Source organism: Comamonas aquatica, from assembly GCF_018064205.1.
Taxonomy (GTDB): Bacteria; Pseudomonadota; Gammaproteobacteria; order Burkholderiales; family Burkholderiaceae_C; genus Comamonas; species Comamonas aquatica.
Genome location: NZ_CP072916.1, coordinates 3,289,465 through 3,305,091 on the forward strand (window position 1 = coordinate 3,289,465; position 15,627 = coordinate 3,305,091).

Genomic DNA, 15,627 nt, shown 5'->3' on the forward strand with positions numbered 1-15,627 from the left:
CGCCGCCAGTCCCTAGGATCGAGCGCTTTGCCGCCCTGCTGGGACCCATGACGCAAGACCACTTCGACCCTCCGCTGCTGATCCGCGAGCTGCAATCGCGCACCGTGAGCCTGGAGCGCACCCCGTTCTTCTACAACGCCGGGGGCCAGCCCTGCTACCTGGACCAGTTGCCCCCCGAGGCCACGCTGCTCCAGCCCGCGCCCTGCGACCCGCAGGCCCAGGCCGGCCGCCCCTACCGCGTGCGCGGCCTGCGCAACACCAAGCTGTCGCCCGGCTTTGGCGTGGAGTACGAGCTGGACCTGGCCGCCGAGGAGGTGGTGTTCGAGCCGCTGTGGGCCACTGCGGAGCATGCCGCCGCCTTCGGCATCACCGTCATCCAGCCCGGCCAGGGGCTGCGCATCGACAGCCGCTTCCCCGAGCTGCAGCACATGCACTTCGAGTACGGCGTGTTTGCCGGCCACTGGTCGCCCTACCAGGGCACGCAGAACCGCCTGTGCACCACCATCTGCACCGACCTGGAACACCACGACTTTCCGCACCTCTTCATCTCCTGCGACCCGGTCAAGCCGCTGGTGCTGAGCGTGGCGCGCTACTGGCCCGCCGAAGGCCGCATCTGCATGGCCGACCTGTGGATCCCGCAGGGCTGGAGCGTGTTCCTGCCAGCGCAGCCCGACAACGCCACGGCCCCCTGCGTGGACCTGCACAACAACCGGAACTCGGCACGCGCCTGCTGGGGCGACCTGTTCCAGGACCGCGTGCACACCCAGACCCTGCTGCGCGAGAAGGACGACTCCTTCCGCTGGTACTGGAACCCGCTGCCCACGTTGCACAGCCGCCCACCCGCGCAGGCGCCGCAGCACAGCGCCTGAGCCCGGAGGTCGCGCCCCATGCCCCAGCTGCCCCCACCCCAGCCCATCGACCAGGACGATATCTACCGCACGCTGCTGGAGTCCACCCAGGCCATCCCCTGGAAGATCGACTGGGCCAGCCAGCGCTACGTCTATGTCGGCCCCCAGATCGAGGCCTTGCTGGGCTGGCGCACCGACGACTGGGGCACGGTACAGGACTGGATCGACCGCATCCACCCCGATGAACGCGACCAGGTGGTCCACCGCTGTGTGGAGCTGTCGCAGGCCGGCGTCGACCACGAGGCCGACTACCGCGCGCTGACGGCCGACCAGCGCTACGTCTGGGTGCGCGAGACGGTGCACGTGCTGCGCAATGCACAGGGCGGCACCGAGGCCTTGGTCGGCTTCATTTTCGACATCCACGAACGCAAGCAGACCGAGCAAAGGCTGCTGGCGCTGCAGCGCGAACTGCAGGCCCTGTCCTACCAGGACAGCCTGACCCGCGTGGCCAACCGCCGCCGTTTCGACGAGGCGCTGGAGCAGGCCTGGGCCCAGGCCCAGACCGCGCAGACACCGCTGTCGCTGCTGGTTCTGGACATCGACTTCTTCAAACAGCTCAACGACTGCTACGGCCACCAGACCGGCGACCAGGCCCTGGTCCAGGTGGCGCAGGCGCTGGCCCAGGTCTGCGACAAGTGCAACGACCTGGTGGCGCGCTATGGCGGCGAGGAATTCGTGGTGCTGCTGCCCAAGGTGGGCCTGGACATCGCCCGGCAGGTGGCCGAGCGCTTTCGCCGCCTGCTGCAGGAGCAGGCCATTCCCCATGCCCGCTCGCCCTTCGGCCAGCAGGTCACGGTCAGCATCGGCGCCGGCAGCCTGGTGCCGCAGCCCGACCAGGACTGCGCCAGCTTCGTGCACGCGGTGGACCGGCTGCTGTACGCGGCCAAGAACGCCGGGCGCAACCGCGTGGTCGCGCAGGCGGTGGTGCTGTAGACTGGGCAGCCATCGCAAAAAAATAGCAACCTGCGCCCATTGCACCTGGTCCAGCGGCCGATTGGTTGCAGCATCACCCCGCGCCTGGCGGGCATGAAAAAAGCCCCGCTGAGCGGGGCTTCGGGGTCGGGCTGCGCGCTCGGCCTCAGGCCTTGGCGGGCACGGCGTCCAGCGCTGGCAGGGGCTTGCCATCCAGCGCGGCATGCAGCCGTTCCATGTCCACGCCCTTTTCCCAGCGCGACACGACCACGGTGGCCACGGCGTTGCCGATGAAGTTGGTCAGCGAACGGCACTCGGACATGAAGCGGTCCACGCCCAGGATCAGAGCCATGCCGGCCACGGGCACTTCGGGCACCACGGCCAGGGTGGCGGCCAGGGTGATGAAGCCCGCGCCGGTCACGCCGGCCGCGCCCTTGGACGACAGCATGGCGACCAGCAGCAGCGCGATCTGGTGGCCCAGCGTCAGCTCGGTGTTGGTGGCCTGGGCGATGAACAGCGCCGCCAGCGTCATGTAGATGTTGGTGCCGTCCAGGTTGAACGAGTAGCCGGTGGGCACCACCAGGCCGACCACGGACTTCTTGCAGCCGGCCTTTTCCATCTTTTCCATCAGCGAAGGCAGGGCCGATTCGGACGACGAAGTGCCCAGCACCAGCAGCAGCTCTTCCTTCAGGTAGCGGATCAGCTTGATCACCGAGAAGCCGCAGGCACGCGCCACGGCACCCAGGACCACCAGCACGAAGATGGCCGAGGTGATGTAGAAGGTCAGCACCAGCTCGGCCAGGTTCAGCAGCGAACCCAGACCGAACTTGCCGATGGTGAAGGCCATGGCACCGAAGGCACCGATGGGAGCGGCCTTCATCACGATGTTCACCAGCTTGAACACGGGTTTGGTCAGGGCTTCGAAGAAGTTCAGCACGGGCTTGCCGGCATCGCCCACCATGGCCAGCGACACGCCGAACAGCACGGCCACCAGCAGCACCTGCAGGATGTTGTCACCCACGAACGGGCTGATCAGGGTCTTGGGGATGATGTCCATCACGAAGCCGACCAGCGTCATGTCGTGCGACTTGGCCACGAAGCCCTGCACGGCCTTCTGGTCCAGGTCGGCGGGGTTGATGTTCATGCCCGCACCGGGCTGGAACACGTTGGCCACCACCAGGCCCACCACCAGCGCCAGCGTGGAGAAGGTGAGGAAGTACGCCATGGCCTTGCCGAACACGCGGCCCACGGTGGACAGCTGGGTCATGCCGGCGATGCCGGTGACGATGGTCAGGAAGATCACCGGCGCGATGATCATCTTGATCAGCTTGATGAAGGCATCGCCCAGCGGCTTCATGGCCTCGCCATAGGCGGGCTCGAAATAGCCCAGCAGCACGCCGATGATGATGGCGGCAACCACTTGGAAATACAGCTGGCGGTAGAACGGCAGCTTCAGGGTGTTCATTGCTTCAGCGGGGACGGCATGCATGCGAGGTGTTCCGGAAGTCCAAAAAAACGCACCCGGGGGTGCAACTGCCGGGGTTGTACTGCTGCGCCGCGCCCACGCCGATAACCTATTGGTATTAGAGGCCCCCTTTTTGCTGCAAGAAAGCCGCTTTTCTACGTAGAAATACGAACGATTTCACCCCTTGCCCAGCACCCGCCACGCACGCCCAGACGCCCGAACGGGCACACTGGAGGCCATGTTGTTCCCCCTTCGCCGCCGCACCGTCTGGACCGTCGCCACCTTGCTGCTGGGCATGCTGCTGAGCATGCTGACCGCGGGCTGGCTGACCTGGGAGCGGACCCTGCTGGCCGAGAGTGAGAACTACCTGCGCCAGCTCGCGGTGCGCGCCCAGGGGCTGACCCAGCGCGTGGACCGCTACCGCACCCTGCCCGAGGTGCTGTCCCTGGACAACGAGCTGCGCGCCGCGCTGCAGCACCCGCTGTCGGCGGGCGATGTGAACTACCTGAACCGCAAGCTGGAGCGGGCCAACGGCGCCAGCCAGGCCTCCACCCTGACCCTGATCGACCGCCATGGCATTGCCGTGGCCGCCAGCAACTGGCGCTCGCCGCGCAACAACGTGGGCGAGGACTACAACTTCCGCCCCTACGTGCAGCAGGCCCTGACCACGGGCAGCGGGCGCTTCTACGGCATCGGCACCACCACCGGCGAGCCGGGCTACTTTCTGTCGCAGGCCATCTACGACGAGGCCGGCCAGGTGATCGGCCTGGTGGCCATCAAGATCGCCCTGCATGAGCTGGAGCGCCAGTGGCTGCGCACCACCGACGTGGTGGTGGTGGCCGATGAGCACGGCGTGATCTTCCTGACCAGCCGCGAAGCCTGGCGCTACCGGCTGCTGCAGCCGCTTTCGTCCGAGGACCTGGCCATGCTGGCCGCCACGCGCCAGTACGAGGGCCAGACCCTGACGCCACTGCACTTCGACGTGCGCAAGCAGCTGGACAACGGCGGCCGGCTGGTGCGCCTGCGCGACAGCGACCTGCCGGGCCGCATGCTGCTGCAGACGCTGGAGCTGCCGCACAGCGGCTGGAAGATGCACCTGCTGCACGACATCCGCACCAGCCTGCAGACCAGCATCTGGGCGGCCGCCGCGGCGGGGGGGCTGTGGCTGGCCAGTGGGCTGCTGGTGCTGTTCGTGCGCCAGCGCCAGCGCCTGGCCCGCGTGCGCCAGCGCAGCCGCCAGGAGCTGGAGACCGTGCTGCGCCAGCATGCGCAGGAGCTGCGCACCGCCCAGGACGGCATCGTCCAGGCCGCCAAGCAGGCCGACACCGGCCTGTCGCGCAGCCTGGAGCACCTGCCCCAGGGCGTGGTCATCATCGACGCCGAACTGAACCTGGTGGCCTGGAATTCGCGCTACCTGCAACTGTTCCGCTACCCGTCCGAGCTGCTGCAGGTGGGCCGCCCGATCGAGGACCTGCTGCGCTACAACGCCCGCCGCGGCCTGCTGGGCCCGGCGCCGATGGAAGAGGCCATCCAGCGCCGCCTGCAGCACCTGCGCAGCGGCAAGCCCCACCTCCATGAAAGCGCCAAGGACGACGGCACGGTGCTGGAGATCCGCGGCAACCCGCTGCCAGACGGCGGCTTCGTCACCAGCTACGCCGACATCACCAGCTACAAGAACGCCGCGCGCGAGCTGCGGTCGCTGGCCGATGCGCTGGAGCAGCGCATCGTGGAGCGCACCCGCGACCTGGCCGCCGCCAAGCGCGAGGCCGAAGAGGCCAACCGCTACAAGACCCGCTTCGTCAACGCCGCCGTGCACGACCTGCTGCAGCCGCTGAACGCCGCACGCATGTTCACCAGCCTGCTGCCGGCCCATGTGCGCGACGAGGCCGGGCGCCACGTGGTCGACAGCATCGAGGCGGCCCTGGCCTCGCAGGACGCCATCCTGACCAGCCTGCTGGACATCGCCCGCATGGAATCGGGGCAGCTGGAGGTGCACGTGCGCGACTTCACGCTGGATGCCTTGCTGCACGTGGTGCACAACAACTTCGCCATGCTGGCGCAAAGCGAAGGCCTGCAGCTGCGCACGCGGGCCGGCCACTACGTGGTGCGCAGCGACGAGGCCCTGCTGCGCCGCATCGTGCAGAACTTCGTCTCCAACGCCATCCGCTACTCGCGCCGCGGCCGCATCCTGGTGGGCTGCCGCCGCGAGGGCCAGTTCCTGCGCATCGAGGTGCACGACCAGGGCCCGGGCATCCCGCAGAGCCTGCAAAAGGAGATCTTCGAGGAGTTCCGCCGCCTGGACGAAGGCCACGCCGACGACCGCGGCACCGGTCTGGGACTGGCCATCGTGGAGCGCCTGGGCCGGCTGCTGGGCCACGAGATCGGCCTGCGCTCCGAGGTCGGCCAGGGCAGCGTGTTCTGGGTCAAGGTGCCGCTGGGCGACCGCGCCGCACTGCAGCCCACGGCCCGCCCCCAGGTCACCGTCCACACCGACGATGCACCGCTGCAGGGCGGCGTCGCCTGGTACGTGGACGACGACCCCGGCACCTGCAGCGCCACCGGCGCCCTGCTGGAGCGCTGGGGCTGCCATGTGCCGTTCGCCGGCGGCCCGCACGAAGCGCTGGCCCTGGCCAGCCCCGACAGCGTGCCCCAGTTGCTGCTGCTGGACGTGCACCTGGGCGGCGACCTGTACGGCCCCGAGGTCTATGCCCAGCTGTGCGAACGCTGGGGCCAGACCCCACCGGTGATCCTGGTCACGGCCGAGCGCGATGCCTCGCTGCGCCGCCAAGCCGCGGAAAAGGGCTGGGGCTTTCTGGCCAAGCCGGTGCGCCCCCCGGCCCTGCGCGCCCTGATGAGCCAGATGCTGCTGCGCATCCGCGAAGGCTGAGGCCCGGCGCCACGGCGCCGCAGGTGATGCCCCTGCTTTCAGGCCTCCAGTGCTGATGCAGCCTGCGCCGGCAGCTCTGTTTTTTGCATGCAAACGCAACAGGGTCCGTGCGACGGACAGGCGCGCGGACCGCAGGACTGTCCCTACAATCCGCGGCATACCGGCCCCCGGCCTTTTCCCACCTTGCAGATGCAGTTGCTCGACACCCTCAAAACCTGGGCCCGGCGCCTCAAGCGCGACGGCGTGACCCTGTGGTTCGCCGGCCGGCACCCGGACACGCCCTGGCATGCCAAGGCCCTGGGCGTGCTGGTCGTCGCCTATGCCCTGAGTCCGATCGACCTGATCCCGGACTTCATCCCGGTGCTGGGCTTTGTCGACGACGTCCTGCTGCTGCCGGGGCTGATCTGGCTGACCCTGCGGCTGCTGCCGCCGCCCGTGCTGGTGGCCTGCCGCGCCCAGGCCGAGGCCTGGATGCACACCACGGGCCGCCAGCCCCGCAGCACCGCCGGTGCCGTGGCCATCGTGCTGCTGTGGCTGGCCGCTGCCGTGGCGGCCTGGCTGTGGTGGCGCGCACGCACTGGCGGCGGCGCCTAGGCTCTCACTTCACGTACGAGCGCAGCACCTTCACCACCAGGTCCAGGTCCTGGGCGCGCTGGGCCTCGGGCACGTCCGGCGCGCCCAGGTGTTCGCGCACATGGCCCTCCAGCACCTCCAGCATCAGGCCGTTGACGGCCCCACGGACCGCCGCCAGCTGCTGCAGGATGACCGCACAGTCCTCGGCGTTCTCCAGCGCGCGCTCCAGCGCCTCGGTCTGGCCTTTGATGCGCCGGATGCGGGCCAGCAAGGGTTTTCGGTTCTGCAGGGTGTGTGACATGGCCCCTATTCTAGGGGTGATAATATACTGGGGTACAGTATAAAAATGCACACCGATTCCATAACCCTGAATCCCTTGTCACCCAGCCCCCGGTCCCACAGCCACCGCTTCGACACGGGCAACCCCTTGGCGGAAAAGAACACCACGCTGGCGGTCTGGCTGACCCTGACCATGATGGTGCTGGAGATCGGCGGCGGCTACTACTTCCACTCCATGGCGCTGCTGGCCGACGGCTGGCACATGAGTTCGCACGCCCTGGCGCTGGGCCTGTCGGTGGGGGCCTATGTGGCGGCGCGGCGCCTGGCGGGCGACCGCCGTTTCGCCTTCGGCACCTGGAAGCTGGAAGTGCTGGCGGGCTACACCAGCGCCATCCTGCTGCTGTTCGTCGCCGGCTGGATGGCGGTGCAGTCCCTGGACCGGCTGCGCGCGCCCCTGGCCATCGATTACGCCCAGGCCATCGCCCTGGCCGGCCTGGGCCTGGCGGTGAATCTGGCCTGCGCCTGGCTGCTGCGCGGCGGCCACCACCACCATCATCATGGTCACGATCACGATCACGATCACGATCACGATCACGATCACGGTCATGACCACGGGCACCACCCCGTCGGCCACGCCGATGACCACGCGCCCGAAGACCTGAACCTGCGCGCGGCCTACCTGCACGTGGTCGCAGACGCGGCCACCTCGGTGCTGGCCATCCTGGCCCTGCTGGGCGGCATGCTCTGGGGCGCGGCCTGGCTGGACCCGGCCATGGGCCTGGTCGGTGCGGTGCTGGTGGCCGTCTGGGCCCTGGGCCTGCTGCGCGACAGCAGCCGGGTGCTGCTGGACGCCGAGATGGATGCGCCCGTGGTGCAGGAGATCCGTGACGTCCTGGCGGCCGCGCCGCAGCCGGTGGTGCTGACCGACCTGCATGTCTGGCGCGTGGGCAAGGGCCTGTACGCCTGCATCGTGGCCCTGGAGGCGCGCGACGGCGTGACGCCCGACGCCATCCGCCAGCAGCTCGCCATCCACGAGGAGCTGGTGCACATCACGGTGGAGATCAACCCGGCGCCGCCGGCACTGAGGCCGGTGGAAGCGGAGCAGCCTGCGCAGCCACGGCCCCGCCCCGCAGCACCCTAAAAAGCAGAGCTGCCCACGCTGATTCCACCTGGGCCCACGGCCTATTTCATGCGAATCTGCGCTGACCCGGCCCGCCGCCTAGAAGCGGATGTGCACGGAAGGTGCGCTGCGCTGGGCTTCGCCGTGGAACACGGCCTCGATGTTGTTGCCATCGGGGTCCAGCACAAAGGCCGCGTAGTAGCCCGGGTGGTAGGCGCGCTCCCCGGGAGCGCCGTGGTCGCGGCCACCGTGGGCCAGCGCGGCCTGGTAGAAGGCATCGACCATGGCCCGGTCCCGGGCCTGGAAGGCCAGGTGGTGGCGCCCGGTCAGCTGGCCCAGCGCGGCCTCGCTGTCGGCACTGGTCACAAACAGCTCGTCCGCCCAGAAGTAGCCCTCCCCCGTGCCGCCCAGGGGCACCTCCAGCGCCGCCAGCACGGCGGTGTAGAAGGCCTGGGTGCGCGGCAGATCGCGCACCACCAGCTGCACATGGTCGATCAGGCGACCCCGGTGGATCTCGTTGATTTGCATACCGTACTCCGGTGACAGAGGGATGGCCCACTGTAGCGCCAGGGCCGCCACGCCTCAAGCCAGCCTGCCCGGCCCATCAGCGCCCCCCGTGCGCCTGCCACCGGGTGCCGCGGGCTGCGCGTGTCAGCCATTCGCCCCCCTGGCGCGTTGAGGGGGGAGAACAACACCTAACAAACCCTCTGGATCGTGACTTCCCGCAATACCGCCCTGGACCACGTCAAGGCCGTGGCCTGCCTGGTCATCGTCTGCCACCACCTGGCTTTCTACGGCCCCATGTCCGACGTGCTGCGCCCGCTGTGGCCCGGCCTGCTGGGCTGGCTGGACGAGTATGGGCGCATGGCCGTGCAGCTGTTCCTGGTGCTGGGGGGCTATTGGGCCGCCGCCGCGCTGGCGCCCCAGGGCCAGGCCCGGCATGCCGACATCGGCCCAGTGCTGGGCAAGCGCTTCGTGCGCCTGTGCCTGCCCTACAGCGCCGCCCTGGCCTGCGCCATCGTGGTCAACGAGGTGGTGCGCAGCTGGGGCTTTGACCACGATTCGGTCTCCGCCACGCCGACCTGGGATGCGGTGCTGGCCCACCTGCTGCTGGTGCAAAGCCTGGGCGACTGGGAAGCCCTGTCGGCCGGCGTCTGGTACGTGGCCATCGACTTCCAGCTCTATGCCCTGTGCCTGATATGGCTGTGGTGCAGCCGCAGCCTGCCACGCTGGCCCGCGCTGGGCCAGACCGGCCTGGTGCTGGCCACGGCCGCCTCGCTGTGGGTCTGGAACCTGGACAGCAGCCTGGATGTGTGGGCGCTGTACTTCCTCGGCGCCTACGGCCTGGGCATGATGGCCTGGTGGGCCACGCACACACCCCATCCCTGGCAGCGCTGGGGCTGGGTGGCACTGATGCTGCTGCTGACCGGCAGCGCCCTGCTGCTGGAGTGGCGCACCCGCATCGCCATCGCCGGCGTCACGGCCCTGGCGCTGGTGCTGCAGGGCCTGTGGTTGCCCGCCGGCCGCTGGCCGCAATGGCCGCTGCTGACCTGGATGGGCCAGCGCTCCTACGCCATCTTCCTGATCCACTTCCCCACCAGCCTGCTGGTGAACGCCCTGGTCACCCTGCACTGGCCCCAGAGCGTGACCGCCAATGCCCTGGGCATGCTGGCGGCCGTGCTGCTGTCGGTGGTGGCCGGCGCCCAGCTGTTCCGCTGGACCGAACAGGCCACGCCCACCTGGCAGCTGTGGCGCAACTGGCAGCTGGGCGTGCTGGCCACCGGCTGGGTGGCCGCCACGCTCTGAGCGGCGCTACACCCGCGCCTCAATCCAGCGCGGCGGGCGGTGCATCCTCCGGCCGTGGCACATGCACGGCCATCAGGGCCACCACCCAGTCGATGAAGGCCCGCAAGGCCGCACTCACGTGGCGCTGCGGCGGATAGGCGATCGACAGCGGCATGGCGGGCAGTTGCCAGTCGGCAAACAGCGGCTGCAAGGCCCCGCAGGCCACATGCGGCTGGGCCATGTAGTCAGGCACGCACACCACCCCCAAGCCGGCCAGCCCGGCCGCCAGATAGGCGTTGCCGTCGTCCACCGCGCAGACGTAGCGCGCGGGCAGGGCCACCGACTCCGTGCCCCGCCGCAGCGTGGCCACCCGGGGCTTGCCGGTGCGCGACTGCAGCAGGCCGACCATGTGGTGCCCGTCGCCGGCCAGCTGCTGCGGGTGCGCCGGGGTGCCGTGGCGCTGCAGGTAGGCCGGGGCGGCATACACCCCCAGGCGCAGGCTGCCGACCTGGCGCGCCACCAGGCCGGGGCTGTCGATGCTGCCGCCGCGCAGCACGCAATCCACCCGCTCACGCAGCAGGTCCACATTGCGGTCGCTGACGCCCAACTCCAGCTGGATCTCCGGATAGCGCGCAAAGAAGTCCGGCAGCGCCGGGATCAGCACCCGCTGCGCCAGCGGACTGGGCACGTCCACACGCAGGCGGCCACGGGGCTGGTGGGCCGCACTGGAGAGCTGGGACTCGGCCTCCTCCAGCTCGGCAAGCACCCGGCACACCCGGTCGTAGTAGAGGGCGCCCTGCTCTGTCAGGCGCAGCCTGCGCGTGGTGCGGTGCAAGAGCTTGACGCGCAGCCGCGCTTCGAGCTGCTGGACCAGTTGGGTCACGGTGGCGCGGCCCATGTGCAGCGTCTGCGCGGCCTGGGTGAAACTGCCGGCCTCCACCACACGGGCGAAGGCCTGCATGGCATCAAAACGGTCCATGGGCATTCCAGGGGCAAAGGGATTGTTGGGATTTCACAAACAGTGTTGGCACGGGTTGGCCCTCGATCCGCGGGCTCCAGATTCTTACAGTGGCTGCATTGTCCCTGCGGGACGCTATCACCTTGGATCCCCCATGCACTCCCCCCTGCGCGATGCTGTTTTTCCACCCGGGCGCCACGCCCTGTACGAGCGCCACCGCTACTCCCCGGCGGTGCGCAGCGGTGGCTGGCTGTTTGTCTCCGGCCAGGTCGGCAGCCGCGAAGACGGCTCGCCCGAACCCGACCTGGACACCCAGGTGCACCGCGCCTTCCAGAACCTGCAGGCGGTGCTGCAGGCCGCTGGCTGCAGCTTTGACGATGTGGTCGATGTCACGGTCTTCCTCGTCGATCCGCCGCAGCAGCTCGAACGCATCTGGCGCATCCTGCCCAGCTACTGGGGCGAGGCGCCCTACCCCGCGCTGACCGGCGTCGGCGTCACCTGGCTGTCCGGTTTCATCTTGGAAATCAAGGTCATCGCCAAGCTGCCACCGGAGACTCAAAAATCAGAGCTCTAGGCGCTTGACAGCATTGGGCAAGTACCCCAAAACACCAATGAAAGTCTGCCCCGCCTGGGGCCTGCGCCACTCAGGCCTCGCGGTCGTTTTCCAGGCTTTTGACCAGCACCGCGGCCTGGGTGCGGGAGTAGCAGGCCAGCTTCTTCAGGATGGCCGTGACATGCACCTTGACGGTGTTCTCGGCCAGCCCCAGCTCGTGCGCGATCTGCTTGTTCAGCAGGCCATCGGCAATGCACAGCAGCACGCGGAACTGCTGCGGCGTGAGCTGCGCCAGGCGCGCCGCCAGCTCGGCGTCGGCCTCGGAGCGCTCCGCAGCCATCGGCGGAAACCAGCTGCCACCGTCCAGCACCGCCGCCACGGCGGCCGCGATGTCTTCGGCCGGGGCCGATTTGGGGATGAAGCCCGCCGCCCCGAACTGCTGGGCCCGGCGGATGATGCGCGGGTGGTCGTTGGAGGAGATGATGACCACCGGGATCTCGGGGTACTCGCCGCGCACATGCAGCAGCGTGGAAAAGCCCCGCGCACCCGGCATGGTCAGGTCCAGCAGCACCAGCTCCACCTCGGGGTGGGCCTGCAGCGTGCTGCTCACGGTCATGGCGCTGGCGGCTTCCAGCGTCTGGTACTGCGCAAAGCGTTCGCGCAGCACGTGCAGCACCGCGGCACGGAACAGGGGATGGTCGTCGGCGACCAGCAAGGTGGGGTGGGGCATGGCGCGAGTCTGCCATGCGGGCCATATCCACGCCCCCTGTCGGCGCAAACCCCCAACAAAAATGCCCCGCAGCCTGTGGCTGAAGGGCATTTGTCACTGCATTTGTCAGGCAGCCGCAGCGGCTGCCGCCAGGGCCAGATTACTGGCTGGCGATTTCCAGGTGGGCAGCGCGGGCTGCTTGGATCAACTCGATCACGGTGTTGAGGGCTTGGCGCATGACAGTCTTCTTTCTGTAAATACGAGATGCCTTGCTGGGGGTGCTGTGGGCGGGCATCTCAACCACCGCACAACTTCGGGATAACCTCTAAGTGATAACCCGTAGACGTAAGTATAAACCACATGCGATTTTTTTGCACCGCAACATGCCACCTGCGCCAGGTGTGGGCATCGCGCCACAGCCCGCCGGCCTGGGCCGGGCACGCTGGTCCGGGTCTGGTCGGGGTTGCGCGGTGCTTTCGGCCTGCGTCCTACACCGCGCACGCCCTGCGCGCTTGGAGCATGCCGTCATGCGCAGCCGCGCCTGGAGGCCCCATGATCATCACCACCACCCCGAACGTGGAAGGCAAGCACATCAGCAAGTACTGCGGCGTGGTCGCGGGGGAGGTCATCCTCAGCACCGATGTGTTCAAGGACATGTTTGCCGGCATCCGCTACCTGACGGGCGGGCGCGCGGGCTCCAACGAACGCGAACTGCAAAAGGCGCGCGAACTGGCGCTGCAGGAGCTGCAGGCCCACGCCATCCAGCTGGGGGCGAACGCCGTGGTGGGTGTGGACCTGGACTACGCCATCCTGGGCACGGGGCACAGCATGCTGATGGTGTCCGCCAGCGGCACGGCCGTGGTCCTGGCCTGACCGACCCCGGCAAAGGGAGGGCCGCCGCAGCGGCTGCATTCAAGAGGGGCACCACGGTCACGCGCCGCACGGACCTGCGGGCACCCCGCGCTCACTCGGTGGCAGACAGCTTCATCAGCACCAGGCCGCTGACGATCAGCACGGCCGCCAGCACGCGCGTGGCGCTGACCTGCTCACCCAGCACCGTGATGCCAACCACGAAGGCGCCCACGGCGCCGATGCCGGTCCAGATGGTGTAGGCCGTGCCCAGCGGCAGCGTGCGCATGGCCAGCGACAGCAGGCCGAAGCTGGCGACCATGGTGACGCCGGTGATCACGCTGGGCAGCAGCCGTGTGAAGCCCTGCGACTGCTTCATGGTGTAGGCCCACACCACCTCCAACACCCCTGCCACCAACAGATACCACCATGCCATGACCCTGCTCCTTGGCGGTGCCAGGCACCGCACAGGGGCCGTCCCCGGATGTGGATTCCGCCAGGGCCGTCCCTGGTGGCACAGCGCGCGGCTGTGAAGCTGCAGCCAGTGTAGGCCGGCCCTGCGCCCGTGGCCCGCGCGCCGTCCCAAGCCCGGGCAGCGCCTGGGTGGTTGCCACGCCACAGTGGCGCCCGGGCCGCGGCGCGCGCTCGCGCCTTACTTCCAGGCGCCGACGTGGGGCTGGCTGGCCTCGTCCACCAGGGACGGGCCGGTGCACTCGACCGCGAACGGCGCGGCACGGAACACGTCGCGGCATGACAGCTCCACATCGCGCTGGTCCAGGCGCTCGCCACGGAACACGCGCAGGCGCTGGTCGTCAATGCCATACACCACGCGGCGGATGTTGGCCCAGAAGATGGCGCCCGCGCACATCACACAGGGCTCGCCAGAGGCATACAGCGTGGCCTGCTCCAGGGCCGTGCGGTCGTGGCGCTGGCAGGCCTCGCGAATGGCCTGCACCTCGGCATGCGCAGTGCAGTCGCCAGACTCGCCATTGCTGTTCCAGCCCGCGCCCAGCACCGTGCCGTCCGGCGCCACGATGACCGAGCCAAAGGGCCGGTTGCCGCGCTGGCGCGCAGTGCGCGACAGCTCAATCGCCTGGCGCAGGTAGGTGGCGTCGCGCTCGGCCACGGGCTGCTCGGCCGGGAAGGTGGCCACGGAAGGTGCTGTCATCGCGGTCATGCGCCCGCCCCTTGCTGCACGGCCGTGGGCAGAAAGCCGGTGTTCCACACCGCCTGCACCGTGGGCAGCTGTGGCAGGCCGAAGGTTTTGCCGATCTGCGCGATCTGCTGCTGCAGCACGGCCGTCTGGATGCGGCCCAGGCCCACCTGGGCGGTTTCGGCGTTCGCCAGGTAGGTGCGTGTGATGGCCCAGCGCGCGCGCTCCTGGTCGTCGCGCAGCATGGGCTCGCGGGCGCGCACCGCCGCCAGGGCCTCGGCCGGGTTGGCCAGGGCGTCCAGCAGGGCACGCTGGGTGGCGCGCAGGAAGCCGCGCACCAGCTCGGGCTTGTCCTTCATCAGTGCGGTGCTGGCCACGATGGCATTGCCGTACAGGTGCACGCCGGCCTCGGCATAGGACAGCACGCTCAGCTGCTCGGGCGGCATGCGCTGGAACAGCGACACGGCCGAGTCGTGGAAGTAGGTGGCGGCGTCCACGTCCCCGCGCACCATGACGTTGTCGCGCGCGCTGAAGTCGGTGGTCACCCATTCGAAGAAGTCGCTGCCCAGCTTTTGCTGTTCGGCCACCATGGGCCAGCTGCGGCGCGTGGATTCCACGGCCGCGGCGGCCACCTTCTTGCCCTTGAGGCTGGCCATCTGGGTGGTGATGCCCCGGTCCTTGCGACCGATGATGACGAAGGGCGCGCGGTTGTAGTACTGGTAGACCGCCTGCACGGGCAGACTGCCCTTGGCGTGCGCCTCGATCAGGGCGCTGATGTCGCCCAGGCCCAGGTCGTAGGCCCCGGAGGCCACGCGCGTGAGCGACGCCACCGAGCCCGCGCCCACGTCGATCTGCACGTCCAGCCCTTCCTGGGCGTAGTAGCCCTTGGCCGCGGCCAGGAAGAACGGTGCGGTTTGGCTGGTGACCTTGAAGTCCAGGGTGAACTTCACGGGGGTCAGGGCGGGCTTGGCCCCCTGCGCCCAGGTGTGGGCGGGCACCAGGGCCGCAGCGGCGGACAGGGAAGACACAGAGCGCAGAAAGTGGCGGCGTTGCATGGCAAAACTCCTTCATCGGGGGATGTGCTGCAAGCCGGGGCAGACGGGGTGCGCGCGCCAGGCTGGCCCACCCCGTCCACGGCCGTCCTGCAGCCGTGGGGGTGAGCAATTTCCGGCGGCACGGCCAGGGCCGTGGTGTGCTGAACGCTTCTACTCAGCACCCTGCCAAGCACATCGCATGCCAGCGCGCCTTGCGGCAACGCAAAGATGGCGCAGCGCGGCCTGGCACGGTTTTGGCTTGAATCAAGGTGCACGAGTAGAAGCGTTCAGCAGTGCCCCCAGCCTGGCCGGCGGGCACGGCCGGAAATTGCTCAGCGTGCGGTGCCTGCGTGCACCGCAACAGGCCTGACCGCCCCGCTGAGCGCACCACCCCGGTGCAAGGCCGGGCGAGCAGGAATTTCCACCTCTTGCCCCTGAAAGC

The 15,627-nt window shown here is 69.0% G+C and carries 16 protein-coding genes; 8 read left to right on the forward strand and 8 right to left on the reverse strand.

Going from position 1 to position 15,627, the window contains the following annotated elements:
• The first annotated feature begins 47 nt into the window (after positions 1-47).
• On the forward strand, positions 48-869 hold the full coding sequence (locus KAQ61_RS15520) for a hypothetical protein (RefSeq protein WP_210929749.1): 822 nt from the start codon (positions 48-50) through the stop codon (positions 867-869).
• A gap of 18 nt (positions 870-887) precedes the next feature.
• Positions 888-1,841 (forward strand): GGDEF domain-containing protein, encoded by a 954-nt coding sequence (locus KAQ61_RS15525; RefSeq protein WP_210929750.1) that lies wholly within the window; start codon positions 888-890, stop codon positions 1,839-1,841.
• Positions 1,842-1,986: 145 nt separating this feature from the next.
• On the opposite strand, the gene KAQ61_RS15530 is transcribed toward KAQ61_RS15525, so the two are convergent.
• The gene (locus tag KAQ61_RS15530) at positions 1,987-3,309 is read right to left on the reverse strand and encodes a dicarboxylate/amino acid:cation symporter (RefSeq protein WP_042417696.1); all 1,323 of its coding nucleotides are present in this window, start codon (positions 3,307-3,309) and stop codon (positions 1,987-1,989) included.
• 214 nt (positions 3,310-3,523) lie between these two features.
• Here KAQ61_RS15530 and KAQ61_RS15535 point away from each other — a divergent pair, with 214 nt between their 5' ends.
• Together KAQ61_RS15535 and KAQ61_RS15540 are read left to right on the forward strand one after the other, a co-directional pair.
• Positions 3,524-6,172: a hybrid sensor histidine kinase/response regulator gene (locus KAQ61_RS15535; RefSeq protein WP_210929751.1), complete on the forward strand. Its 2,649-nt coding sequence runs from the start codon at positions 3,524-3,526 to the stop codon at positions 6,170-6,172.
• Between the two features lie 189 nt (positions 6,173-6,361).
• Entirely contained in the window at positions 6,362-6,766 is a 405-nt protein-coding gene (locus KAQ61_RS15540; RefSeq protein ID WP_210929752.1) for a YkvA family protein, read from the forward strand.
• Positions 6,767-6,770: 4 nt separating this feature from the next.
• Here KAQ61_RS15540 and KAQ61_RS15545 read toward each other — a convergent pair whose 3' ends face one another.
• Positions 6,771-7,046 carry a metal/formaldehyde-sensitive transcriptional repressor gene (locus KAQ61_RS15545; protein WP_083215376.1) on the reverse strand — a complete coding sequence of 92 codons (276 nt, stop codon included), beginning with the start codon at positions 7,044-7,046 and terminating at the stop codon, positions 6,771-6,773.
• A gap of 45 nt (positions 7,047-7,091) precedes the next feature.
• On the opposite strand from KAQ61_RS15545, the gene dmeF reads away from it, so the two are divergent.
• On the forward strand, positions 7,092-8,165 hold the full coding sequence (dmeF, locus tag KAQ61_RS15550; RefSeq protein ID WP_210929753.1) for a CDF family Co(II)/Ni(II) efflux transporter DmeF: 1,074 nt from the start codon (positions 7,092-7,094) through the stop codon (positions 8,163-8,165).
• Positions 8,166-8,243: 78 nt separating this feature from the next.
• Here the strand turns inward: dmeF and KAQ61_RS15555 are convergent, their stop codons facing one another.
• Positions 8,244-8,672 (reverse strand): VOC family protein, encoded by a 429-nt coding sequence (locus KAQ61_RS15555; protein WP_042417683.1) that lies wholly within the window; start codon positions 8,670-8,672, stop codon positions 8,244-8,246.
• A 186-nt stretch (positions 8,673-8,858) separates the two neighbouring features.
• Between KAQ61_RS15555 and KAQ61_RS15560 the strand changes: the two genes are divergently transcribed.
• A complete protein-coding gene (locus KAQ61_RS15560; protein ID WP_244982913.1) occupies positions 8,859-9,950 on the forward strand; it encodes an acyltransferase family protein in 1,092 nt (363 codons plus the stop codon).
• A 19-nt stretch (positions 9,951-9,969) separates the two neighbouring features.
• Here KAQ61_RS15560 and KAQ61_RS15565 read toward each other — a convergent pair whose 3' ends face one another.
• Positions 9,970-10,908 (reverse strand): LysR family transcriptional regulator, encoded by a 939-nt coding sequence (locus KAQ61_RS15565; RefSeq protein WP_210929754.1) that lies wholly within the window; start codon positions 10,906-10,908, stop codon positions 9,970-9,972.
• Between the two features lie 133 nt (positions 10,909-11,041).
• Between KAQ61_RS15565 and KAQ61_RS15570 the strand changes: the two genes are divergently transcribed.
• Positions 11,042-11,461: a RidA family protein gene (locus KAQ61_RS15570; protein WP_210929755.1), complete on the forward strand. Its 420-nt coding sequence runs from the start codon at positions 11,042-11,044 to the stop codon at positions 11,459-11,461.
• A 70-nt stretch (positions 11,462-11,531) separates the two neighbouring features.
• On the opposite strand, the gene KAQ61_RS15575 is transcribed toward KAQ61_RS15570, so the two are convergent.
• Positions 11,532-12,170 (reverse strand): response regulator, encoded by a 639-nt coding sequence (locus KAQ61_RS15575; protein WP_042417672.1) that lies wholly within the window; start codon positions 12,168-12,170, stop codon positions 11,532-11,534.
• A 531-nt stretch (positions 12,171-12,701) separates the two neighbouring features.
• On the opposite strand from KAQ61_RS15575, the gene KAQ61_RS15580 reads away from it, so the two are divergent.
• On the forward strand, positions 12,702-13,022 hold the full coding sequence (locus KAQ61_RS15580) for a heavy metal-binding domain-containing protein (protein WP_210929756.1): 321 nt from the start codon (positions 12,702-12,704) through the stop codon (positions 13,020-13,022).
• A gap of 91 nt (positions 13,023-13,113) precedes the next feature.
• Here the strand turns inward: KAQ61_RS15580 and KAQ61_RS15585 are convergent, their stop codons facing one another.
• The 3 genes from KAQ61_RS15585 to KAQ61_RS15595 all read right to left on the reverse strand — a co-directional run bounded on the left by KAQ61_RS15585 (position 13,114) and on the right by KAQ61_RS15595 (position 15,206).
• Positions 13,114-13,434, reverse strand: a complete 321-nt coding sequence (locus KAQ61_RS15585; protein ID WP_210929757.1) for a DMT family transporter — start codon at positions 13,432-13,434, stop codon at positions 13,114-13,116.
• 216 nt (positions 13,435-13,650) lie between these two features.
• Entirely contained in the window at positions 13,651-14,175 is a 525-nt protein-coding gene (locus tag KAQ61_RS15590; RefSeq protein WP_244982914.1) for a nucleoside deaminase, read from the reverse strand.
• Positions 14,172-15,206, reverse strand: a complete 1,035-nt coding sequence (locus KAQ61_RS15595; protein WP_210929758.1) for an ABC transporter substrate-binding protein — start codon at positions 15,204-15,206, stop codon at positions 14,172-14,174. The genes KAQ61_RS15590 and KAQ61_RS15595 overlap by 4 nt, the downstream gene beginning before the upstream one ends.
• Between the last annotated feature and the right edge of the window lie 421 nt (positions 15,207-15,627).